Source organism: Actinokineospora sp. UTMC 2448 (genome assembly GCF_024760565.1).
Lineage (GTDB): Bacteria > Actinomycetota > Actinomycetes > Mycobacteriales > Pseudonocardiaceae > Actinokineospora > Actinokineospora fastidiosa.
In genome coordinates this window covers 5368874-5391853 of record NZ_CP031087.1, presented here as the reverse complement: position 1 = coordinate 5391853, position 22980 = coordinate 5368874, and the positions used below count along the sequence as shown (strand labels likewise).

Genomic DNA, 22980 nt, shown 5'->3' with positions numbered 1-22980 from the left:
AGGATTCGGCCAGTGCACCTCAAGAGCCTGACGCTGAAGGGCTTCAAGTCCTTCGCCTCGGCGACGACGCTGCGCTTCGAGCCGGGCATCACCTGCGTGGTCGGCCCCAACGGCTCGGGCAAGTCCAACGTCCTCGACGCGCTGCGCTGGGTCATGGGCGAGGGCAGCGCCAAGGGCCTGCGCGGCGGAAAGATGGAGGACGTCATCTTCGCGGGCACCGCGGGCCGCGCCCCGCTCGGCCGCGCCGAGGTGACGCTGACCATCGACAACACCGACGGCGCGCTGCCGATCGAGTACACCGAGGTCTCCATCACCCGTCGGATGTTCCGCGACGGCGCGAGCGAGTACGAGATCAACGGCAGTTCCTGCAGGCTGCTGGACGTGCAGGAGCTGCTGTCGGACTCCGGCATCGGCCGGGAGATGCACGTCATCGTCGGGCAGGGCCAGCTCAGCGCGATCCTGGAGTCCAAGCCCGACGAGCGCCGCGCCTTCATCGAGGAGGCCGCGGGCGTGCTGAAGCACCGCAAGCGCAAGGAGAAGGCGCTGCGGAAGCTCGACGCGATGCAGGCCAACCTGACCCGGCTCACCGACCTCACCGCCGAGCTGCGCCGCCAGCTCAAGCCGCTGGGCAAGCAGGCCGAGGTGGCCCGCCGCGCCCAGGTCATCCAGGCCGAGCTGCGCGACGCCCGGCTGCGCCTGCACGCCGACGACCTGGTCACCCAGCGCGCCGAGATCGCCCGCGAGGAGGCCGACGAGGCCACCGCCCGGCGCAAGCGCGCCGAGGTCGAGCAGGCGCTGGAGATCTGCCAGGCCCGGCAGAACGAGCTGGAGGAGGACCTGGCCACCGACGCGCCGCTGCTGGCCCAGGCCCAGGAGACCTGGTACCGGCTCTCGGCGCTGGAGGAGCGGCTGCGCGGCACGGTCCGGCTGGCCGTCGAGCGCGCCCGGCACCTGTCGGCGTCGGTCGAGGCCCCGCGCGGCGGCCGCGACCCCGACGAGCTCGACGCCGAGGCCGAGCACACCGCGGTGCGCGAGGCCGAGCTGGGCGAGGCCGTCACCGAGGCCCGCTACGTGCTGGCCGAGTCGACCGAGCGGCGCGCCGAGCTGGAGCGGATGGTGCAGGCCGCGGAGAAGGCGCACATCGCCGCGGTGCGGGCCATCGCCGACCGCCGCGAGGGCCTGGCCAGGCTGGCCGGGCAGGTCGAGGCGCTGCGCAGCAAGACCAACGCCACGGCCGAGGAGATCGAGCGGCTCTCGGTCGCCCTCGCCGAGGCCCGCGAGCGCGCCGAGGTCGCCGCGGGCGAGCTGGCCGAGGCCCAGGAGGAGACCGGGGTCGAGGAGGGCGACGACGCCGACCTGCGCGAGCGGCTGGCCCAGGCCACCGAGGCCAACGAGGCCGCCAAGGCGCGCGTCGAGGAGCTGGTGCGCGCGGAGCGGACCGCCGAGCGGGAGATCGCGTCCTGGAAGGCGCGGGTCGACGCGCTGTCGCTGGGGCTCTCCCGCAAGGACGGCGCGGGCGCGCTGCTCGCCGCCGCCGACCGGCTGCCCGGGCTGCTGGGCTCGGTCGCGGCGCTGCTGACCGTCGAGCCGGGCGCGGAGGCCGCGCTGGCCGCCGCGCTGGGCCCGATCGCCGACGCGGTCGCCGTCGCCGACCCGTATGGCGCCGTCGCGGCGCTGGAGACGCTGCGCGCCGGGGATGCCGGGCGCGCGGGCCTGCTGGTCGGCGGGTCGAGGACCGAGGTGGACCGCTCGTCGTGGCCCGCGCTGCCCTCCGGCGCGCGCTGGGCGATCGATCTCGTGCACGCCCCCGACGCGCTGCGCCCCGCCGTGCACCGCGCGCTGGACCGCATGGCCGTCGTGCCCGATCTGCGGCGCGCGCAGGACCTCGTGCTGGCTCACCCGGACGTGCGGGCGGTGACCGCCGACGGCGACGTGCTCGGCGCGGAGTGGGCGATCGGCGGCTCGGAGCGCGCGCAGAGCGTCATCGAGGTGCAGGCCGCCGTCGACGAGGCCAGGGCCCGGCTGGACGCGGCCGAGCGGGCGGTGGAGTCGGCGTCGGCGGCGCTGGCCGGGGCCCGCGCCGAGCAGCAGGCCAGGCGCGCCGAGGTCGGCGCGATCAAGGACGAGATGGGCGAGGCCAAGGTGCGCGCGGCCCGCTCCGCCGAGCGGCTCAACCGGATGCGCCAGGCCCTGCGCTCGGCCGAGGCCGAGGTCGAGCGGGCCGAGCGGCAGCGGGCCAAGGTCGAGCAGGCCCGCGAGGAGGCCCTGGCCAAGCTCGCCGACCTGGAGGAGCGCCTGGCGGTCGTCTCCGAGCAGCCGGTCGACGACGAGCCCGACTCCAGCGAGCGCGACGAGTACACCGCCGCCCTGGCGTCCGCCCGGCAGGAGGAGATGGAGGCGCGGCTGTCGCTGCGCACCGCGGAGGAGCGCCACCGCGCGCTGCAGGGCAAGGCCGAGCAGCTGCGCCGCGCCGCCCGCGCCGAGCGGGAGGCCCGCGAGCGCGCCGCCCGGGCGATGGCCGCCCGCAAGCGCGGCGCCGCGGTCGCCCAGGCCGTGGTGGACGGCGGCGAGCTGGCGCTGGAGCGGATCGCGCTGTCGCTGGCCCGCGCCGCCGAGGAGCGCGACATCGTGCAGGCCCGCCGCGCCGACCGCGAGCGCGTGCTGGCCGAGGTGCGCGCCAAGGTGCGCGAGCTGTCCGTCGAGCTGGAGAAGCTGACCGACGCGGTGCACCGCGACGAGGTCCTGCGCGCCGAGCAGCGGCTGCGGCTGGAGCAGCTGGAGACCCGCATCGCCGAGACGTTCGGCATCGGCCTCGACGACCTGGTCGCCGAGTACGGGCCGGACCAGCCGGTGCCGCCCTCGCCTGCGGAGCTGGCCGAGTACGAGGCCGCCCGCGAGCGCGGCGAGGACGTCAGCGCGCCCCCGCCGCTGCCGTACGACCGCGACACCCAGGCCCGCCGCGCCAAGCGCGCCGAGCGCGACATGGCCACCCTGGGCAAGGTCAACCCGCTGGCGCTGGAGGAGTTCGCCGCGCTGGAGGAGCGCTACAAGTTCCTGTCCACCCAGCTGGAGGACCTCAAGGACACCCGCCGCGACCTGCTCACCGTGGTCAAGGAGGTCGACGAGAAGATCCTGGAGGTCTTCACCTCGGCCTACCACGACGTGGCGCGCGAGTTCGAGGTCGTCTTCGACGTGCTGTTCCCCGGCGGCGAGGGCCGGATGGTCCTGACCGAGCCCGACGACATGCTGACCACCGGCGTGGACGTCGAGGCCCGCCCGCCCGGCAAGAAGGTCAAGCGCCTGTCGCTGCTCTCCGGCGGCGAGAAGTCGCTGGTGGCGGTGGCCATGCTGGTGGCGATCTTCCGCGCCCGCCCCTCGCCGTTCTACGTGATGGACGAGGTCGAGGCGGCGCTGGACGACACCAACATGCGCCGCCTGATCGGCCTGCTCGAGCAGCTGCGGGCCAGCTCGCAGCTGATCATCATCACCCACCAGAAGCCGACCATGGAGATCGCCGACGCGCTTTACGGCGTCTCCATGCGCGGCGACGGCATCACCCAGGTCATCTCCCAGCGCCTGCAACAGCGCCGGGAGGAACCCGTTCCGATCGAGGACTAGGCGGCCGGGCGCTTGGCTGCCTTGAACGACAGGTACGCGCCCGCGACCGACACCCCGGCGGCGAGCAGGGTCAGGAACAGGCCGATGCCCGCCGCGCCCATGAACTCGCCGTAGGTCAGCCAGCGCAGCAGGATGAGCACCGCGGCCGCGCCGGACAGGCCCAGCCACAGCATGGTGCGGTTGCGCACCTCGGTCCCCAGGTGGGGCAGCAGCACCACGACGCCCGCGCCGATCAGCAGCAGCACGGGGAACCAGGCGAGGAAGCCAGCGTTCCACGCCGAGAAGCCGCCGAGGAAGCCGAGCGAGATCCACGGGAAGAAGCTGAACAGGAACGCCGCCGCCCCCGCGCCGATACCGGTCCACTCGATCGGCGTGACGGTCTTGGGGTCGAAGTTGGCCATGAGTGGACCTCTCTGAACTGGGGGTATGACGAAGCGTGCCGTCCGGAGGGCACGCGCGCGCGGCAAGTATGAACCTGATCGTCCCCGGGCGGAATAGCGTGACGGGTAAACCGCTCGCTTCCCGGCGGCGCGACGCGCACGATGCACCCATGTACGCGATCCGCCCAGCATCGGCAGGCGACCGGGACCAGGTCATCGACCTCGTGGTCCGGCTGCAGGCCGACCCCGAGCAGCACATCGGCTACCACGGCGTCACGGCCGAGGAAGTGGCCGACGAACTCGACGGGCTCAAGCCCGACTGGGCGAGCGGCGCCGTCGTGGGGGTGAACGCCGCTGGCGAGATCGGCGCGGTGCTGACCGCCGACGCCGACGCGGAGGTCGGCCGGGCCTGGCTGTTCGGCCCGTACGTCGCGGTGCCGGAGGACCACCCGGTGCGCAGGCAGCTGTGGCACCGCACCGCCGACGAACTGCTGGACGCCGTCACGGCCCTGCCGCGCCTGGACGGGTTCGCCGACCTGGAGCTGTACGGGCACCGCCAGCACCGCCTGCTCGCCGACTTCGCCGCCCGGCACGGGTTCGCCTCGGGCGAGACGAGTCGGGTGTTCACCCTGTCGGGGCCCGCGCTGCGCGCGGTGCTGGTCAGCGAGGCGGACCCGGACGGGCCGCGCAGGCTGGAGCCGGGCGATCCGCTGCGCGCCGAGGTGATCGACCTGCACGAGCGGTGCTTCCCCAACCGCACCGCGACCGGACGCCAGTTGGTCGACGGCGACCGGGGGCACACCGTGGTCGCGCTGTCGGGCGCGGACGGCCTCATCGGCTACGCCGCGGGCTTCACCCAGCCGGGCGAGTTCTATGTGGACTATGTGGGTGTCGTCCCCGGCATGCGCTCGGCGGGGGCGGGCCGGGCCGTTGTGCGCGGGCTGCTGCGCGAGTTGGCCGTCGCGAATGGTCCCAACCAGCGCGCCGCCGCGGTGATCATGCTGGGCAACGACGCGTCCGAGCGGATGTTCACCGCGCTCGGGTTCGAGCTGCACTTGGAGTTGGTGGGTTACCGGCGGCGCGCGATCACCGGATAGGGTGAATCTGCCTGGGGGACCCTTCTGCACCTGGAGTGTCCGCATGAGAGTGGGTCGGCGTCGATTCCTGGTCACCGGGGCGGCCGCGGTGGTCGCGTTCGATCCGCTGGGGCTGCGGTGGGTGGCGCAGGCGACGCCGGGGACCGTCGCGGTCCCCGACCTCGACGGCGAGCTGCTGACGGACCCGGCGGCGCTCGCCGAGGCGGCCGAGGACTACGGCCAGCTCGTCCACCGGTCCCCGCGCGCGGTGCTGCGGCCCGGGTCCACCCGGGACGTCGTCAGGATGGTGCGGTTCGCCAACCGGCACCGGATCGCCGTCGCCATGCGCGGCCAGGGGCACTCGACGTTCGGGCAGGCGCAGTCGGCGGGCGTGGTCATCGACTCGCGCCCGCTGTCGGAGATCGCCGTCCGCGGCACGACGGCCGTCGTCGGCGCCGGGGCGACGTGGGGATCGCTGGTGGACGCCGCGCTCGCGCACGGCATGACCCCGCCCGTGGCGACGGACTACCTGGGCCTGTCCATCGGCGGAACGCTGTCCGTCGGCGGGATCGGCGGGGCGAGCCAGCACCACGGGTTGCAGGTGGACACCGTCCGGTCGCTCGAGGTCGTCACCGGCACCGGGGACCTCGTCCGCTGCGCGCCCGGCGACCGGCTGTTCGACGCCGTCCTCGGTGGACTCGGCCAGTACGGCCTGATCGTGCGCGCCTGGCTCGACCTGGTCCCCGCCGCCGCGACGGCCCGCGTCTACAAGCTGACCTACGACCACCTGACCGACCTGACCGCCGCCCAGCGCATCGCGGTCCGCGACGGCCGCTTCTCCTATGTGGAGGGCCAGATCGTGCCAGCGGAGGGCGGCTGGGCGTATGTGCTGGAGGCGGCGTCCTACCACGACACCGAGCCCGACGACGCGAAGCTGCTGGCCGGTCTGCCGCCCGCCGACGCCGAGATCACCGACCTGCCCTACCGCGCCTGGCTGAACCGGATCACCGACGTGGTCGACCAGATCCGCCCGCTGCGGCTGCCCAACCCGTGGGTCAACCTGTTCCTCCCCGACGCCGGGACCGACGGCTTCGTCGCGGACGTGCTGTCCCGGCTGACCCCGGCCGAGGTCGGTGGCGGCCCGATCCTGCTGTACCCGTTCCACCGCGCCCGCATGACCCGCCCCATGGTCCGCCTCCCGGACACCGACCTGGTGTTCCTGCTGTCCATCCTGCGCGCGCTCCCGGCCGACGACGCCACCGTCGACGCCCTGCTCGCCGACAACCGCGCGATGTACGACGACGCCGTCCGGATCGGCGGCACGCAGTACCCCATCGGCTCGATCCCGGTCACCCCGGCCGACTGGCAGCGGCACTACGGCGCCCGGTACCGCCGCGTGCTGGCCGACAAGGCGACGTACGACCCGCGCCGCGTCCTCACCCCCGGCCAGCACGTCTTCGACTAGGCGGCGGGCGCCCGCTCGGGGACGGGGGCGGTCTCCTCGGGACTGCGGCGGCGCAGCGCCAGCAGACCGCCCACCACCAGCGTGATCAGCACGCCGATCGGGGTGTACCAGGGGAAGGCGAGGGCGACGGCCTTGTCGGGGGCGGCGACGAGGCCCGGGTCCGGCTTGCCGAAGTCCACGCCGAGGAACGTGCCGGTCTGCGCGCTGAACTTCAGGCCGAGGATGACGAACGCCATCACCGCCACGGTCGTCACGAACGCCACGATGGCGTCGGACTGGCGGGCGCGGCGGAACAGCAGGCCCAGCAGGAACGCGCCCAGCAGCGCGCCGTAGGTGTAGCCGGTGATCGCCAGGGCGGTCTCCACGATCGGGTTCTTCGTCGTGGTGAACATCGACGCGAACACCACGAGCGCGCCCGCCCAGACCACCGTCCAGATGCGGCCCTGGCGCAGCAGGTCCGCGTCGCTGAGCTTGCGCTTGCTGATCCGCTGGTAGACGTCGGTCACCGTCGAGGAGGCGAGCGCGCCCAGCGACGAGCTCAAAGCGGCGGCGAGGATGCCCGCGATCACGAAGCCGGACAGCCCCGAGGGCAGCTCGGTCACGATGAACGTGGCGAACAGCTCGTCGTTGGCAGCCAGGCCCAGCTCGGAGACCGGGTCGAGTCCCTTGTAGAACGACCACAGCATGGTCCCGATGAACAGGAACAGCGCGAACTGCAGGAACACCACCACGCCCGAGGCGATGAGCGCCTTCTGCGACGCGCGGACGTCGTTGCACGCCATCAGCCGCTGCACGATCAGCTGGTCGGCGCCGTGCGATGCCATCGACAGGACCGCGCCGCCCAGGACCGCCGTGATGAACGCGTAGGCGTTGCTGACCGGTGCCGAGCCGAAGTCCAGCAGCTGCGTCTTGCCCGCGTCGACCGCGGCGCCGAACCAGCCGTCCGGGAGTTTGCCCGACAGGACCACGATCACCGCGACCCCGCCGACGACGTACCAGAGCATCTGGATGGCGTCGACCCAGACGACCGCGCGCACGCCGCCGAAGAAGGTGTAGACCACCATCGCCACGCCCAGCACGGCGACGATCTGCCAGTAGGCGGCGTCGACCCCGTACGCGTCGAGCACGACCTTGATCGGGATCGCGGTGGCGAACAGCCGCACGCCGTCGGCCAGCAGGCGGGTCAGCAGGAACGTCACCGACGCGGTGCCCTGCAGCCCGGGGCCGAACCGCTTGCCCAGGAAGTTGTACGCCGTGGTCATGTTGCCCGCGACATAGCGCGGCAGCAGGACGAACGCGACCACGATCCGCCCGATGATGTAGCCGATCGCCAGCTGCAGGTAGGTGAACGCGCCCAGGTACGCCACCGTCGGCACGCTCAGCACCGTCAGCGTCGACGTCTCCGCGGAGACCACCGACAGGCAGGCCACCCACCACTTGATCTTGCCGTCGCCGACGAAGTAGTCGTTCGCCGACTTCTGCCTGCCCCCGATGAGGATGCCCAGCAGCGGCATGCCGACCAGGAAAACCGCGATGATCAGCAGGTCAACGGCGCGCACGGGGGCCTCCTGTCGGTTCGGGGACGGTGATCCGCAGTCCGGTCGCCGCTCGGGCGGCAGGCTCGGGCAGCCGCAGCGGCCCGGCGCCGGGGGTGATCGTGCCGTGCACCCGGGGGCCTGCCGCGCCGGTGCCCGGGTCGACGGGCATCCCGTGCCAGGCGAGGTAGCCCAGCAGCGCGGCCAGGTAGGCCTCCTTGGCGTCCGTCGGCATGCCCAGCTCGTCGGTGGTGGTGAGCGTCGCGGGGGCGAGCGCGTCGGCCAGCGCCGCCATGAGCACCGGGTTGCGCACGCCGCCGCCGGAGGCCAGGACCCGGCGCACGCCGAAGCGGCGGCAGGCGTCGGCGACCGTGGTCGCGGTCAGCGCGACGAGCGTGGCCATCACGTCGGCGTCGGCCACGACCGGAAGGCGCCCCAGCGTCTCGCCGAGGTACCCGGCGTTGTAGTGCTCCTTGCCGGTCGACTTCGGCGGGTCGGCGGCGTAGTACGGGTCGGCGCGCAGCACGGCGAGCAGGTCGTCGCGGACCCGGCCGCGGGCGGCCAGCGCCCCGCCGCTGTCCTGGTCGGTCCCGAGCAGCGCGCGGGCGGCGGCGTCCAGCAGGGCGTTCGCCGGGCCGGTGTCGAAGGCGACGGCGGGCGCGTCCGGCCGCAGGATCGTCACGTTGGCGATGCCGCCGAGGTTCAGCGCCGCCGTCGGCACGTCCGGGGCGCCGAGCAGGAGCCGGTCGAGCACCGGGGCCAGGGGAGCGCCGTGGCCGCCTGCGGCGACGTCGCGGGCGCGCAGGTCGCTCACCACCGGCAGGCCCGTCGCCTCGGCGATCCACGCCGACCGGCCCAGTTGGAGCGTGCCGCGGCAGCGGGCGCCCTCGACCCAGTGGTAGATCGTCTGCCCGAGCGACGCCACGAGGTCGGCGCCCTCGGCCATGCCCGCCGCCGCGCGCGCGAACGCCTGGCCGACGCCGGTGTCGAGCACGCACAGCCGCTCGGCGGTGCAGCCGTTGGGCGGCAGCGCGTCGACCAGGGCCGAGCGCAGGTCGGCGGGGTACTCGACGGCGGCGTGGCGGACCGGGCGCAGCCGGATCGCGCCGTCGTCGTCGCGGGCGAAGTCGCCGACCGCCACGTCGATGCCGTCCATCGACGTCCCGGAGATCAGGCCGACCACGCGAAGCCACATGGAACTGTGGTCTATTCCACACTCAGCGGAAGCGCAAGAGGTGAGTTGGAAATTTACTGAACTTGCGTCCAAACGGTGCATTAGTGACAGTCGTCGTGCCCATCCCGGCCGGTCCGGGGCGCGGATGCGAGGATGGCCGCGTGTCGAGCACCCAGATCATCATTATCGTCGCCGTCGTCGTGCTGGTGGCCGCCGTGGTCGCGGGCGTGCTGCTGGCCCGCCGCAGGCGCATCGACCTGGGCCAGACGAAGCCGCAGGTCGAGGAGAGGCCGAAGGGGTACCAGGCCACCGGCGGGATCTCGCTGGCCCCGGGCGGGCACCCGGCGGGCGAGCGCACCGAGGTCGACGGCCAGCCCGGCGTCGGCGACGACGCCGCCGTCCCGCGCGACTCCGTCAAGCGCGGCTTCGTCGACGTCGACCTGCCCGAGCAGGACACCCCGGCCACCGACCGCATCCCCGTGCAGGACGCCCCGCCCACCGACCGCATCCCGGCGCAGCCGGGCCCGGTCGTCGATGAGCCGGAGGTCCCGGCCCAGGGCGCGCCCCCGGTGGCCATCCCCGAGGCCCGCGCCGCCGAGGAGATCGCCCCGACCGAGGGCAGGCTGGAGCGCCTGCGCGGGCGGCTCTCGCGGTCGCGCTCGGTCTTCGGCCAGGGCCTGCTGGGCCTGCTCGGCGCGGGCGACCTCGACGAGGACTCCTGGACCGAGGTCGAGGACACCCTGCTGATGGCCGACCTGGGCGCGGCCACCACGATGGAGATCGTCGAGCGGCTGCGCACCGAGCTCTCCAAGCGTGCCGTCCGCACCCCCGAGCAGGCCCGCGCCGTGCTGCGCTCCGTGCTCATCGAGGCGCTGCACCCGGAGATGACCCGCGCCGTGCGCGCCCTGCCCCACGGCGACGGCGACACCCGCACCCCGGCCGTGGTGCTCATCGCGGGCGTCAACGGCACCGGCAAGACCACCACGACCGGCAAGCTGGCCCGCGTCCTGGTCGCCGACGGCCGCACGGTGGTGCTGGGCGCGGCCGACACCTTCCGCGCCGCCGCCGCCGACCAGCTGCAGACCTGGGCCGAGCGGGTCGGCGCCGAGGTCGTCCGCGGGCCGGAGGGCGCCGACCCCGCCGCCGTCGCCTTCGACGCGGTCAAGCGCGGCCGCGAGTCCGGCGTCGACACGGTGCTGATCGACACCGCGGGCCGCCTGCACACCAAGACCGGCCTGATGGACGAGCTGGGCAAGGTCAAGCGCGTGGTGGAGAAGCAGGGCCCGGTCGACGAGGTGCTGCTGGTCCTGGACGCCACGACCGGCCAGAACGGCCTCACCCAGGCCCGCGTGTTCGGCGAGGTCGTCGACGTGACCGGCATCGTGCTGACCAAGCTCGACGGCACCGCCAAGGGCGGCATCGTCTTCCAGGTCCAGCGCGAGCTGGGCGTCCCGGTGAAGCTGGTCGGCCTCGGCGAGGGCGCCGACGACCTGGCCCCCTTCGACCCGTCCGCCTTCGTCGACGCCCTGCTCGGCTGACCCTGACCGTCACGGCCCGCCCCTGGACGGGGGTGGGCCGTTCGGATGTCGGAACGGAGTGCGACCGCGTGGTGGGTACCCGTTCGGCCATCGGCGGGTCACTATGTCCTAATGGCCGACATCCAGGTGCTCGGCGGACCGGTCCGGCGGGGGACGGAGATCCTGACCCCCGAGGCGCTGGGGTTCGTCGCCGGGCTGCATCGTGAGTTCGCGGGCAGGCGGGACGAACTGCTGGCCGAACGGGCAAGGCGGCGCGCGCTGGGGGTGCTCGACTTCCGGGCCGACACCCGGGCGGTCCGGGAGGACGACTGGACCGTCGCGCCCGTCCCCGGGCCGCTGCGGGACCGGCGGGTCGAGATCACCGGGCCGACCGAGCCGAAGATGGCCGTCAACGCCCTCAACTCCGGCGCCCGGGTCTGGCTGGCCGACCTGGAGGACGCCAACACCCCGCACTGGCACAACGTCGTCGGCGGCCAGGTCGTCCTGCGCGACGCCGCCCTCGGCGTGCTCGAACACACCTCGCCGGAGGGCAAGCACTACGCGGTGACGGCCGAGAGGCCCGCGGTGATCGTCGTGCGGCCGCGCGGATGGCACCTGGACGACAAGCACATCGAGGTCGACGGGCGGCGCGTGCCCGCCGCGCTGGTCGACTTCGGCCTGCACTTCTTCCACAACCGCGGCCCGTACTACTACCTGCCGAAGCTGGAGAGCCACCTCGAGGCCCGGCTGTGGAACGACGTGTTCACCAAGGCGCAGGCCGACCTCGGCGTCCCGCACGGCACCATCCGGGCGACCGTGCTGATCGAGACCATCCCGGCGGCCTTCGAGATGGACGAGATCCTCTTCGAGCTGCGCGAGCACGCCGCGGGCCTGAACGCGGGCCGCTGGGACTACCTGTTCAGCGTCATCAAGTTCTTCCGCGACGCCGGTCCGGACTACGTGCTGCCCGACCGCGACAGCGTGACCATGACCGCGCCGATGATGCGCGCCTACACCGAGCTGCTCGTCCGCACCTGCCACCGCCGCGGCGCGCACGCGATCGGCGGCATGGCGGCGTTCATCCCGAACCGGCGCGACCCGGAGGTCACCGAGCGGGCCCTGGCGAAGGTGCGCGCGGACAAGGAACGGGAGGCGGGCGCGGGCTTCGACGGGTCCTGGGTGGCCCACCCTGACCTGGTGCCGGTCTGCCGGGAGGTCTTCGACCGCGTCCTCGGCGACGCCTCCGACCAGCGTCACGTCGTGCCCGACGGGACCGTCACCGCGGCCGACCTGCTCGACGTCGCCTCGACCCCCGGCAAGGCGACGGCGGCGGGCCTGCGCTCGGCCGTCGACGTCGGCGTGCGCTACCTGATGTCCTGGCTCGGCGGGACGGGCGCGGCGGCCATCCACAACCTCATGGAGGACGCCGCCACCGCCGAGATCGCCCGCTCCCAGGTCTGGCAGTGGCTGCGCAACGGCGTCGTGCTCGACACCGGCCAGCGCGTCACCGCGGACGTGGTGCGCCATGTGCTGGCCGAGGTCGGCGCCGCGCTGCCCGGCAGCGCGGCGGCCGTCGAGCTGTTCGCCGAGGTCGCCATGGCCGAGCGCTATCCGGACTTCCTCACCGTGCCCGCCTACGAACGGATCTGACCATGCGCACCACGCTCGACGGGGCGCTGCTGACCGGCATCGCCTCCCGACTGTCCACACCGGAGCAGAAGACGGCGGCGGGCCGTCAGCCCGTGCACACCTGTTACGTGCCCGCCGACCGGGCCGACGCCGACCTGCCCGCCCGCTGGGGCGCCGCCGCGCTGGCCGCGCTGGCCGAGCACGCGCCGGACGCCGCCGCGCTGGCCGCGATCGTCGGCCTGCCGCCGGACCTGGCGCCCACGGTGTACGAGCGGGTGCGCGCCAAGCTGGAGACCGAGCCGGTGGAGGACCTGCGCCTGGACTTCGAGGACGGCTACGGCGTCCGGGACGACTCCGTCGAGGACGCGCACGCCGCGCGCGCCGCCGACCTGCTCGCCGGGTGGGGCCTGGCGTCGGCGGGCCTGCGGGTGAAGTCCTTCGACACCACGGCGCTGCTGATGCGGTCCATGCGGACCCTGGACCTGGTGCTGACCCGGCTCGGCCGCCCGCCCGCCGGGTTCGCGGTCACCTTCCCGAAGGTGACGTCGGCCGACCAGGTGGCGGCGCTGGCCGAGGTGCTCGACGTGCTGGAGGAGCGGCTGGACCTGCCCCGCGGGGTGCTGCGGTTCGAGATCCAGGTCGAGACGCCCCGCTCGGTGGTGTCCGCCGACGGGCGCCTCGCCGTGCCCGCGATGATCGCCGCGGGCCGCGGCCGGGTGTCCGGCCTGCACTTCGGCACCTACGACTACACCGCGGCCTGCGGGCTGTCCGCGGCCGACCAGCACTTAGCGCACGCGGCGTGCGACTTCGCGCGCAACGTCATGCAGGTCTCCGCGGCGGGGACGGGCGTGCGGCTGTCCGACGGCTCGACCAACGTCCTGCCGGTCGGCGACCTCGCCTCGGTCCGGCACGGCTGGCAGACGCACTACCGGCTGGTGCGCCGCGCGTTGTCGCACGGGTTCTTCCAGGGCTGGGACCTGCACCCGGCCCAGCTGGTCACCCGCTACGCCGCCGTCTACACCCACCACCTGGAGACGGCCGAGGCCGACGGGCGGCGGCTGGCGGCGTACCTGGGCTCGGGGTCGGGCCCGGTGCAGGACGAGCCCGCCACCGCGGCGGCGCTGGCCGGATCGCTGCGCCGCGCGGTGGACTGCGGGGCGCTGACCGCGGAGGAGGTCGGCGCGCACACCGGCCTCGCGGCCGAGGACCTGGCCGCGCTGGTGCGCCCGTGACCCTGATCCGGGCGCGCCGCTGCGTCACCCCGGCGGGCGAGGTCCCGGCGGCGGTGCGCGTGCGCGCGGGCCGGATCGCCGCGGTCGAGCCGTTCGACGCCGACGCGGGCGCGGACGACGTGGTCGACCTCGCCGACGACGAGGTGCTGCTCCCCGGCCTGGTCGACACGCACGTCCACGTCAACGACCCCGGCCGCGCCGAGTGGGAGGGCTTCCCCACCGCGACCCGCGCGGCCGCCGCGGGCGGGGTGACGACGCTGATCGACATGCCGCTCAACAGCCTCCCGCCGACCACCGACGCGCGGGCGCTGGAGATCAAGCGGGCCGCCGCGCGCGGCCGCTGCCACGTCGACGTCGGCTTCTGGGGCGGGGCGGTGCCGGGCAACGCCCGCGAACTGCCCGCGCTGCACCGGGCGGGCGTGTTCGGGTTCAAGTGCTTCCTGCTCGACTCCGGCGTCGCCGAGTTCGGCTGCCTGCGCCCGGCCGAACTGGAGGAGCACCTGGCGGTGATCGCCGACCTCGACAGCACGATGCTCTGCCACGCCGAGGACGGCGCGGTGATCGGCCGCGCCCGAGGCCGCGACTACCCCGGCTTCCTCGCCTCCCGGCCCGCCGAGGCGGAGACCAACGCGGTGGAGCTGGTCATCGCCGCGGCCCGCCGGACCTCGGCCCGCGCGCACGTCGTGCACCTGTCGGCCGCGGGGTCGCTGCCGCTGCTGGCCGCCGCCCAGGCGTCCGGCGTGCGCGTCACCGCCGAGACCTGCCCCCACTACCTGGTCTTCCACGCCGACGACATCCCCGACGGCGCGACCGCGTTCAAGTGCTGCCCGCCCATCCGCGACGCCGCCAACCGCGACGCGCTCTGGCAGGGCCTGCTCGACGGCACGATCTCCATGGTGGTCAGCGACCACTCGCCGTGCACACCCGAGCTGAAGCGGCCCGACTTCGGCGCGGCGTGGGGCGGGATCGCCGGGCTGCAGGTGGGATTGTCCGCGGTCTGGACCGCCGCGCACGCGCGCGGCATCCCGTTGACCACCGTCGTCCGGTGGATGGCGACCGCTCCCGCCGAGTTCGTCGGCCTGCGCCGCAAGGGGCGGATCGCCGAGGGGTGCGACGCTGACCTGGTCGCGTTCGCGCCGGACGAGGAGTCCGTTGTGGACGCCCGGACCCTCTTGCACCGCAACCCCGTCAGCGCCTACCACGGTCTGCGCCTGCGCGGCGTCGTGCGGACAACCTGGCTGCGCGGCGAACCGGCGGCCGAGCGCCCGCGCGGCGAACTGCTGGAACGGGGAACCGCATGACCGACTGGCTGGCCCTGCCCGACCTCGCCGTCCGCCGCTTCGGCGGCTCCGTCGTCTGGGCCGACGACGAGACCTTCGCCGAGAAGGAGAACCTGATCACCACGGCCCCGCCCGGCTACCAGCCCCACACCTTCGGCCACCGGGGCCAGATCTACGACGGCTGGGAGACCCGGCGCAGGCGCGTCCACGGCGACGACAGCGCGGTCATCCGGCTCGGCATGCCCGGGGTGATCCGCGGCGTCGTGGTGGACACGTCGTTCTTCACCGGCAACTACCCGCCCGCCTGCTCCGTCGCCGCGTGCGCCGCCTCCGGCTACCCCGACCCGGCCGAACTCGGGCCGTGGGAACCACTGCTCACCCGGGTGCCGCTGACCGGCGACAGCCGCACGGAGTTCGAGGTCGACAACCCGCGTCGGTTCACCCACGTCCGCCTCACCATGCACCCCGACGGCGGCATCGCCCGGCTGCGCGTGCACGGCCACCCCGTCCCCGACCCGGCGCTGCTCGACCCGGCCGCGCTCGACCTCGCCGCGCTGGAGAACGGCGCCCGCGTGATCGCGTGCAGCGACATGTTCTACTCCTCGCCGAGCAACCTCATCGCCCCGGGCATGGCGGTCTCCATGGGCGAGGGCTGGGAGACCCGCCGCAGGCGCGACCACGGCAACGACTGGGCCGTCGTCCGCCTCGCCGCGGAAGGCGTCATCCGCTTCGCGGAGCTGGACACCACGCATTTCAAGGGGAACGCGCCCGGGTGGGCGGCGCTGTCGGCGGGCCACCCGGAGGAGTCCGACTCCGCGGACTGGGCCCATCTCCTGCCGCGCACGCGCCTGCAACCCGACACGCGCCACCGCTTCCGCATCACCGACGCGGTCCCGGCCACGCACGTCCGCCTGGACATCTATCCCGACGGCGGCATGGCCCGGCTGCGGCTGTTCGGCTCCCTCACCCCTGCGGGGCTCGACCTGATCGAGACGTTCCGCGGCGCGTAGCGACGGGCCTCACATCCACGGCTGTCACAAATCCCGGGTCTGCGTGGTCGTAAGGGCGTACCCATCGACAACGGCAAGGGAGATCACCGTGGACGCGCGTCTGAACCTCATGGCCAACCCGATCGTGCTGAAGGCGATGAAGCACATCATCGCCGCGGGCCGGGCCGTGGAGGACTCGACGGTGCCGCACGCGACGCTGGAGCTGGTGAAGATCCGCGCCAGCCAGATCAACGGCTGCGCGGGCTGCATCGACATGCACACCAAGGACGCCGCGCACGCCGGGGAGACCGCGGTGCGCCTCAACCTGGTCGCCACCTGGCGCGAGGCCACCGTCTACACCGAGGCCGAGCGCGCCGCCCTGGAGCTGGCGGAGGAGGGCACCCGGATCGCCGACGCCGCTGGCGGGGTCAGCGACGAGGTGTGGGCGAACGCCGCCAAGCACTTCGACGACGAGCAGCTCGCCTCGATCGTGCTCACCATCGCCCTCATCAACGCCTTCAACCGGGTGAACGTCATGACCCGCCAGCCAGCGGGCGACTACCAGCCCGGCCAGTACGACCACCTGAAGTAGAACCGCTTACTGTGGACTCTCCCCGAGGACGGGAGAGGCCATGGTGCGGTTGGACCGCCTGGTGAACGTGCTGGGCGGCTACGGCGTCCGGCTGGCGTGCTGTCCGGTCTCGCGCTCGGTCGAGCTGCGCAGCGTCGCCATGCGCGAGGACGCAGGCGATGTCGGCGGCGACGTCTTCCTGGCCATCGGCGCGGAATCCGTCGGCCAGGCCGTGGCGTGGGCGGCGGGCGCGAGCGCGGTGCTCGTCCACGGCGGCGTCGAGGCCGAGCGGGAGGCCGCGGTGGTCGGGGCCGCCGCCGGGATCGCCGTGCTGGTCGTCGATCCCGCCGTCTCCTGGAGCCAGCTCGCGGGCGTGGTCTACGGGCTCGTCCTGGAGGGCAGGGAGACCGAGTCGGGGCGGGGGCCGACGGACCTGTTCGCCCTCGCCGACAGCCTCGCCGACGCCGTCGGCGGGGCGGTCACCATCGAGGACCGGTCCTCCCGGGTGCTGGCGTACTCGCGTTCCCAGCAGCGCGCCGACGCCGCGCGCTCGGAGACGATCCTGGGCCGCCGGGCGCCCGAACGGCTGCGCGCGCTGTTCGACGCCCGGGGCGTGACCGCGCACCTGGCAGCGTCCACCGAGCCGCTGTTCGTCGACCGCGCCGCCGAGCACGGCCTGACCGGCCGGATGGTCGTGGCCGTGCGCGCGGGCCGCGAGGTGCTGGGCTCGGTCTGGGTGACCTGCGGCGAGCCCCTGACCGGAGCCCACCGCACCGCGCTGACCGACGGCGCGCGCACCGTCGCCCTGCACCTGCTGCGCTCCCGGGCGAGCGCGGACCTGGAGCGGCAGGTGGAGTCGGACCTGGTCATCCGCCTGCTGGAGGGCACGGCGGACGCGGCGACGGTGGTCAGCAGGCTGGGCCTGCCGCCGGGCCCGCTGCGGGTGATCGCGCTGCGCCCGCACGAGGAGCGCCACGCCGCGCTGCTGCTGGCCTTCGAGCGCGCCACCACCGGCTTCGGCTGGTCGCGCCCCGGTCGCAGCGCCCTGTCCGGGACGACGCTCTACACGGTCCTGCCCGGGGAGGACGTGGCCGCCGCCCGCGAGTGGGTGGCCGCGCTGCACGCGGAGCTGGCCGTCTGGGCCGGGATCGGCGGCTCGGCGTCGGCGGCCGAACTCCCCGCCTGCCGCCAGGAGGCCGACGAGTGCCTGGCCCTCCACGAGGCCCGCGACCCCGCCTCCCCACCCCCGGCCTACGACGAGTCGTGGGACGACATCCTCCTCCAACGCCTCCGCGCCGCCGCCCGCACCGGCCGCACCCCCGCCCGAGGCCCGGTGGCCGAACTCCGCAGACACGACCGCGAACACGGCACCCAGTACGCCGCCACCCTCCGAGCCTGGCTGGAGGCCCAGGGCGACCTGGCCGAGGCGGGCGACCTCCTCGGCATCCACCAGAACACCGTCCGCTACCGCCTCCGCAAGATGTCCGAGGTGACGACCCTCGACCTAGCCGACCCCCGCAAACGCCTAGGCATGATCATCGACCTAGCCGCCACCGGCGAGCTGTAACCGCCCACCGGATGCGGCGCGCCCGCCCGACCCCCGCCGCCCCCACCAGCGCAGGCATGTCGCAGCCTGGGCACGCTGACCGGCAAGCGCCGTGCCCACACCGACCCGTCGCCCCACCCATCCGTCGGCGACAGGACGGGCGCAGACCGACCTCGCTCATCGTCAAGTCGCGCAGAAACCTGCTCATCGGTGCAACGCGCCTCCCGGCCTGCCCGGTCGGGTGCAGGCTGACCTTGCTCATCGGCGAGCGTGCCCGAAACCCGCTCATTGCCCCAGGGCGGCGGGTCGGACGTGGACCGCCACGGCCCAACGGGCCTTCATTGCCTACCCCGGTCTGCCCGGTCGGGTGCTGGCTGACGTCGCTCATCGGCGAGCCGTGCCATATCCACTCTTCGCCCCGAGGCGGCGGGCCGGGCGCGGCTCGCCACGGCCCAGCGTGCCCTTATTGCCTACCCCGGCCTGTCCAGTCGGGCGCAGACCTGCCCTTGTCCTCCCGTCCCGCCCGGCCCGGCGGCGGCGATGGCAACCCACCGCCCCCTCTCCAGCCTCGCTCCGCCCCCACCCCAGCTGTAGGGAACCGACAGCAGACCCCTTCCGGACTGTAGGGAACGGACAACGGTCCGGTGCGCTTGGCGATCCATGCTGGTCTGGACGGGCGATTTCTGGAGGTTGGTCATGGTCGGGCGCATCGATGGCGGTCCGCGGTCGGCGGTCGTGGTCGGCGCGGGCATCGTGGGGTTGTCCACGGCCTGGTTCCTGCAGGAGCGCGGGGTCGAGGTGACCGTCGTCGACCGGGCCTCGGTGGCCGCGGGGGCCTCCTGGGGCAACGCCGGGTGGATCGCGCCGGGGCTGGCGATCCCGCTCAACGAGCCGTCGGTGTTGCGGTACGGGCTGCGGTCGCTGTTCAGCCCGACCGCGCCCCTGCACATCCCGGTGACCGCTGACCCGGGCCTGTGGGCGTTCCTCACCCGCTTCGCCGCGAACTGCCGGTGGTCGTCCTGGACGCGCGCGGTCCGGGCGAACCTGCCGTTCAACGAGGAGTGCATCGAGGCCTTCGACGTTCTCACCGCCAACGGCGTGGACGCGCCCACCATCGACGCCCCGATCACCGCCGCCTTCCGGACCCAGCGGCAGGCGCAGGGCCTGCTGCGGGAGCTGCGCAGGATGGCCGACGCGGGCCAGCCCATCGCGCACACCGAGCTGACGGTCGACCAGCTGCGCGAGCACGTGCCGCTCGCCTCCTCGGCGCTCACGACCGGCGTGCGCGTGGAGGGCCAGCGCTACCTCGACCCCGGCGCGTTCGTCCAGGCGCTCGGGCGGGCGGTCGTCGCCCGCGGCGCGACGATCCGGCTGTTCGAGGCGGCGGGCGTGCGCACGCACAGCCAGGGCGTCACCGTGTACCCGCGCACCGGCCCGGCGGTGTCCGCTGACGTCGCCGTCGTGGCGACCGGCGCGTGGCTGTCCCGGATGGCCCGCGAGTGGGGCGTGCGGGTGCCGGTCCGCGCGGGGCGCGGGTACTCGTTCACCGTGCCCGTCGACCACCCCGTCCCCGGCCCGGTCTACCTCCCCGACGTGCGGGTCGCGTGCACGCCCTACCAGGGCGCGCTGCGCGTCGCGGGCACGATGGAGTTCCGCGACCCGGACGCCCCCGGCGTGCCCGCCAGGCTGGACGCGATCATCGCCTCCGCCCGCCCGCTGCTGGACGGCGTGCGCTGGGACGAGCGCACCGACGTCTGGGTGGGCCCCCGCCCGGTCACCCCGGACGGACGGGCGCTGATCGGGGCCGTGCGCGCGCCGAACGTCTACGTCGCGAGCGGCCACGGCATGTGGGGCCTCGCCCACGGCCCGATCACCGGCCGCCTGCTGGCCGAACAGGTCACCACCGGCAAACAGCCCGCCGCGCTGCGCGAGTTCGACCCGCTGCGCTGACCCCGAACCACCTCCCAGTCCGTGCGGTCCGGCGCCGAGAGCCCGGACCGCACGGGCACATCGCCGTCAGGGCGGCCTTACCCCACCGCCCTGACGGCGCCTCAGCACCTGGAGAACACCGATGACGAGCACCCACCGCACCTGGCTGACCCCCGAGGCCCACGACCGCCTCCGCGCCGAACTGGCCGACCTGCTGACCCCACCCACCGCCACCGACGACGAGCACGGCACCCGCCACCAACGCATCCGCGAAATCCGCGACCTGCTGAACAACGCCGTGGTGGGCGAAGCCCCCGCAGACGACGGCATCGCCGAACCCGGCATGGTCCTCACCGTCCGCTACGACGACACCGGCGAGACCGAGACCTTCCTGCTGGGCGTCCGCCACGCCGAACACGGGGACCTGGAGGTCTACTCCCCAGACTCTCCCTTGGGCCGCGCCCTAACCGGCACCCGCAAGGGCGACCAGTGCGAATACCAGGTCCCCAACGGCAGCACAGTCAAGATCACCCTCGTAGACGCAGTCCCCTACCGCCAGCCAACTCCACAGGACTGAGCACCCAACACCCCACTGCCAGGCCCCAGTCGACCGGACTCCCCCCTGCTCCCTCGTCCTGGCCGTCTTTAACCCTGGGAGGGCGGTGTCAAGGGCAGGCGAAGCCTGTCGCGCAGCGACGCCGAAGGCGCCCTTTACTCCGCCCTCCCAGGGTTAAACACTTGAGGCCGAGGGAGCAGCACCCCCAGCGATTAATGCGCCGACAACGGCACAGACACATCCCCCAACCGAGAGACATCCACCGCCCGCCGAGACCGGATCAACGCCTGCACATCCCCGATCCCCTCATCCCACCGATTGACGTGCATCCCCGCGACCACCCGATCCCCGGCCAGCCAGAACGCGTGGAACTCCGTCCCCTCCCCACGCCGCACCACCCGGTCGTACGACCCAGGCGCCACGAACCCGGCGAACTCCATCCCCACGTCGTACTGATCAGAGAAGAAGTACGGCAGCTCGTCGTACACAACGTCCTGCCCCACCATCGCCTTGGCCGCGGCCTCACCACCAGCAAGAGCGTTGCCCCAGTGCTCCACCCGCAAACGCTTGCCGTACAAGGCGTTCGGCACACTGGCCACATCACCGGCAGCGTAGATATAGGGATCCTCAGTACGCAGCCCCGAGTCCACGACAACGCCGTTGTCCACAGCGAGCCCGGCCTTCTCAGCCAACTCCGTGTTGGGCCGCGCCCCGATCCCCACGACCACCGTCGTCGCCGCGATCTCCTCCCCGTCGGAGGTCACCGCCACCCCGTCCCGGACAGCGGAGAGCTGAGCGCCGAAGCGGAACTCGACCCCGTGCCCGCGGTGCACGTCGGCGAAGAAGCCGCCGAGCTCCGGCCCGAGCACCGCGTGCAGCGGCGTCGGCGCGGGCTCGACGACGGTGACGGGGCAGCCGCGCGTGCGGGCGGCCGCGGCGACCTCCAGCCCGATCCACCCCGCGCCCGCGATGACGACCGGGCCGCCGGTCTCCAGCGCCGCGCGCAGCCGGTCGGAGTCCTCAAGCCTGCGCAGGTAGTGCACGCCGGACAGCCCCGGCGCGCGCTTGGCCGTCGACCCGGTGGCCAGCAGCAGCTTCGTGTAGCCGATCCGCGAGCCGTCGGCCAGCTCGACCACCCGCGCCGCCCGGTCCAGCCCGACCGCCGGGCTGCCGAGGCGCAGTTCGACCGAGTTCTGCCCGTACCAGTCCTCGCCGTGCACGAACACCGCGGCGCGCTCCTGGTCGCCGAGCAGGTAGCCCTTCGACAGCGGCGGGCGCTCGTAGGGCCGGTCGGCCTCGTCGCCGATCACCACCACGCGTCCGGCGAAGCCCTCGTCGCGCAGCGCCTGCGCTGCCTTCGCCGCGGCGAGCCCCGCCCCGACGATCACGAACACCTCGTCCATGTCCTCCTCCTTCACGCGTTGACCCCGGCCAGGGCGAAGAACTCCTGCCGCGACCTCGGATCCTCGCGCAACAGGCCCTGCAGCGCCGAGGTCACGGTGCGCGTCCCCGCCGCCCGCACGCCGCGCAGCGACATGCACAGGTGCTCCGCCTCGATCACCACGCCCACGCCGTGCGGGGCGAGGTGGCGCTGCAGCCATTCGGCCACCTGCTTGGTGAGGCGTTCCTGCACCTGCAGATCGCGGGCGAACAGCTCGACCACGCGCGCCAGCTTCGACAGCCCCAGGATCCGCGCCCCGGGCAGGTATCCCACGTGCGCCACGCCGTGGAAGGGCAGCATGTGGTGCTCGCACAGCGACTGCACGGGGATGTCGCGGGCGAGGACCAGCTCGTCGTAGCCCTCGTCGTTGGGGAACGTCGTCAGGTCGAACTCCCGCGGCGTCAGCATCTCCGCGTAGGCGTGGGCGACCCGGCGGGGCGTGTCGGCCAGGTGCTCGGTGTCCGGGTCGCGGCCGAGGGCGACGAGCAGGTCGGCCACCGCCCGCTCCGCGGCCGCCATGTCGACGCCGTTGCGGCCGGGCACCACCTGGAGGTGGCGGGTGAGCGCCTCGGTCATGCCGTCTTCCCCGGGGCGCGCTCCACGGCCAGCCTGGCCAGCGCCAGCGCGGCCACCAGCAGGCCGAAGTCGCGCAGCGCGACGTCGTGGAAGCCGGGGAGGGTCAGCAGGTTGACGATGATCCCGGTCAGCCACGCGGCCACGAGCAGCCCGCCGAAGCGCGGCGCGACGGCGACGACCAGGCCCGCGACGATCTCGACGACGCCGATGCCGTACATCGCCTGCTGCGCCGTGCCCGGCAGCAGCCCGTCGATCCACCCGGCGAGGTAGACCGGCCACTCGACCATCACGTTGAAGAACTTGTCCAGGCCGAACAGCACCGGCGCGACGGTGAACACCGTCCGCAGCAGCAGGAACGCCTGGTGGCTTGGGTCGGACCGCAGCGCGGAGCGGATGCCGGACACGTCGGTGGCCATGACTCCTCCTTCTAACGACAAGATGGGCTAACGTTAGAACCGCAGGCCGA

Annotated in this window: 18 protein-coding genes; 12 read left to right on the top strand and 6 right to left on the bottom strand. The window is 73.8% G+C overall.

Annotated elements, in window-relative coordinates:
* Positions 1–12 precede the first annotated feature (12 nt).
* Positions 13–3618, top strand: a complete 3606-nt coding sequence (smc, locus tag Actkin_RS24585; RefSeq protein ID WP_258904412.1) for a chromosome segregation protein SMC — start codon at positions 13–15, stop codon at positions 3616–3618.
* Here smc and Actkin_RS24580 read toward each other — a convergent pair.
* Positions 3615–4019 (bottom strand): hypothetical protein, encoded by a 405-nt coding sequence (locus Actkin_RS24580; RefSeq protein ID WP_189213354.1) that lies wholly within the window; start codon positions 4017–4019, stop codon positions 3615–3617. The genes smc and Actkin_RS24580 overlap by 4 nt on opposite strands.
* Before the next feature lie 149 nt (positions 4020–4168).
* On the opposite strand from Actkin_RS24580, the gene Actkin_RS24575 reads away from it, so the two are divergent.
* Both Actkin_RS24575 and Actkin_RS24570 read left to right on the top strand, forming a co-directional pair.
* A complete protein-coding gene (locus Actkin_RS24575; RefSeq protein ID WP_258904411.1) occupies positions 4169–5095 on the top strand; it encodes a GNAT family N-acetyltransferase in 927 nt (308 codons plus the stop codon).
* A gap of 43 nt (positions 5096–5138) precedes the next feature.
* Positions 5139–6539, top strand: a complete 1401-nt coding sequence (locus Actkin_RS24570; protein ID WP_258904410.1) for an FAD-binding protein — start codon at positions 5139–5141, stop codon at positions 6537–6539.
* Here Actkin_RS24570 and Actkin_RS24565 read toward each other — a convergent pair.
* Both Actkin_RS24565 and Actkin_RS24560 read right to left on the bottom strand, forming a co-directional pair.
* Positions 6536–8098: a sodium:solute symporter gene (locus Actkin_RS24565; protein ID WP_258904409.1), complete on the bottom strand. Its 1563-nt coding sequence runs from the start codon at positions 8096–8098 to the stop codon at positions 6536–6538. The genes Actkin_RS24570 and Actkin_RS24565 overlap by 4 nt on opposite strands.
* Entirely contained in the window at positions 8085–9269 is a 1185-nt protein-coding gene (locus tag Actkin_RS24560) for an anhydro-N-acetylmuramic acid kinase (protein ID WP_189213350.1), read from the bottom strand. The genes Actkin_RS24565 and Actkin_RS24560 overlap by 14 nt, the downstream gene beginning before the upstream one ends.
* A 140-nt stretch (positions 9270–9409) precedes the next feature.
* Here Actkin_RS24560 and ftsY point away from each other — a divergent pair, with 140 nt between their 5' ends.
* The 9 genes from ftsY (at position 9410) to Actkin_RS24515 (ending at position 20518) form a co-directional block, all read left to right on the top strand.
* Positions 9410–10786: a signal recognition particle-docking protein FtsY gene (gene ftsY, locus Actkin_RS24555; RefSeq protein ID WP_189213349.1), complete on the top strand. Its 1377-nt coding sequence runs from the start codon at positions 9410–9412 to the stop codon at positions 10784–10786.
* A 111-nt stretch (positions 10787–10897) separates the two neighbouring features.
* A complete protein-coding gene (gene aceB, locus Actkin_RS24550; protein WP_258904408.1) occupies positions 10898–12415 on the top strand; it encodes a malate synthase A in 1518 nt (505 codons plus the stop codon).
* Between the two features lie 2 nt (positions 12416–12417).
* The gene (locus tag Actkin_RS24545; RefSeq protein ID WP_189213347.1) at positions 12418–13626 is read left to right on the top strand and encodes a DUF6986 family protein; all 1209 of its coding nucleotides are present in this window, start codon (positions 12418–12420) and stop codon (positions 13624–13626) included.
* A gap of 2 nt (positions 13627–13628) precedes the next feature.
* A complete protein-coding gene (gene allB, locus Actkin_RS24540) occupies positions 13629–14927 on the top strand; it encodes an allantoinase AllB (RefSeq protein ID WP_258907986.1) in 1299 nt (432 codons plus the stop codon).
* A complete protein-coding gene (gene alc / locus Actkin_RS24535; RefSeq protein WP_258904407.1) occupies positions 14924–15916 on the top strand; it encodes an allantoicase in 993 nt (330 codons plus the stop codon). Before allB ends, alc begins: the two co-directional genes overlap by 4 nt.
* 88 nt (positions 15917–16004) lie before the next feature.
* Positions 16005–16487: a carboxymuconolactone decarboxylase family protein gene (locus Actkin_RS24530; protein WP_189213345.1), complete on the top strand. Its 483-nt coding sequence runs from the start codon at positions 16005–16007 to the stop codon at positions 16485–16487.
* 40 nt (positions 16488–16527) lie between these two features.
* Complete coding sequence (locus Actkin_RS24525) at positions 16528–18033, top strand: PucR family transcriptional regulator (protein ID WP_189213344.1); 1506 nt, start codon at positions 16528–16530, stop codon at positions 18031–18033.
* A gap of 675 nt (positions 18034–18708) precedes the next feature.
* On the top strand, positions 18709–19962 hold the full coding sequence (locus Actkin_RS24520) for an NAD(P)/FAD-dependent oxidoreductase (protein WP_189213343.1): 1254 nt from the start codon (positions 18709–18711) through the stop codon (positions 19960–19962).
* A gap of 121 nt (positions 19963–20083) precedes the next feature.
* The gene (locus Actkin_RS24515; protein ID WP_258904406.1) at positions 20084–20518 is read left to right on the top strand and encodes a GreA/GreB family elongation factor; all 435 of its coding nucleotides are present in this window, start codon (positions 20084–20086) and stop codon (positions 20516–20518) included.
* A gap of 191 nt (positions 20519–20709) precedes the next feature.
* Here the strand turns inward: Actkin_RS24515 and Actkin_RS24510 are convergent, their stop codons facing one another.
* The 3 genes from Actkin_RS24510 to Actkin_RS24500 are packed head-to-tail and all read right to left on the bottom strand — an operon-like array spanning position 20710 to position 22930.
* Positions 20710–21900 (bottom strand): NAD(P)/FAD-dependent oxidoreductase, encoded by a 1191-nt coding sequence (locus tag Actkin_RS24510; protein WP_258904405.1) that lies wholly within the window; start codon positions 21898–21900, stop codon positions 20710–20712.
* Between the two features lie 11 nt (positions 21901–21911).
* Positions 21912–22514 carry a GTP cyclohydrolase I FolE gene (gene folE, locus Actkin_RS24505; protein WP_258904404.1) on the bottom strand — a complete coding sequence of 201 codons (603 nt, stop codon included), beginning with the start codon at positions 22512–22514 and terminating at the stop codon, positions 21912–21914.
* Entirely contained in the window at positions 22511–22930 is a 420-nt protein-coding gene (locus tag Actkin_RS24500; protein ID WP_258904403.1) for a hypothetical protein, read from the bottom strand. The genes folE and Actkin_RS24500 overlap by 4 nt, the downstream gene beginning before the upstream one ends.
* Positions 22931–22980 lie beyond the last annotated feature (50 nt).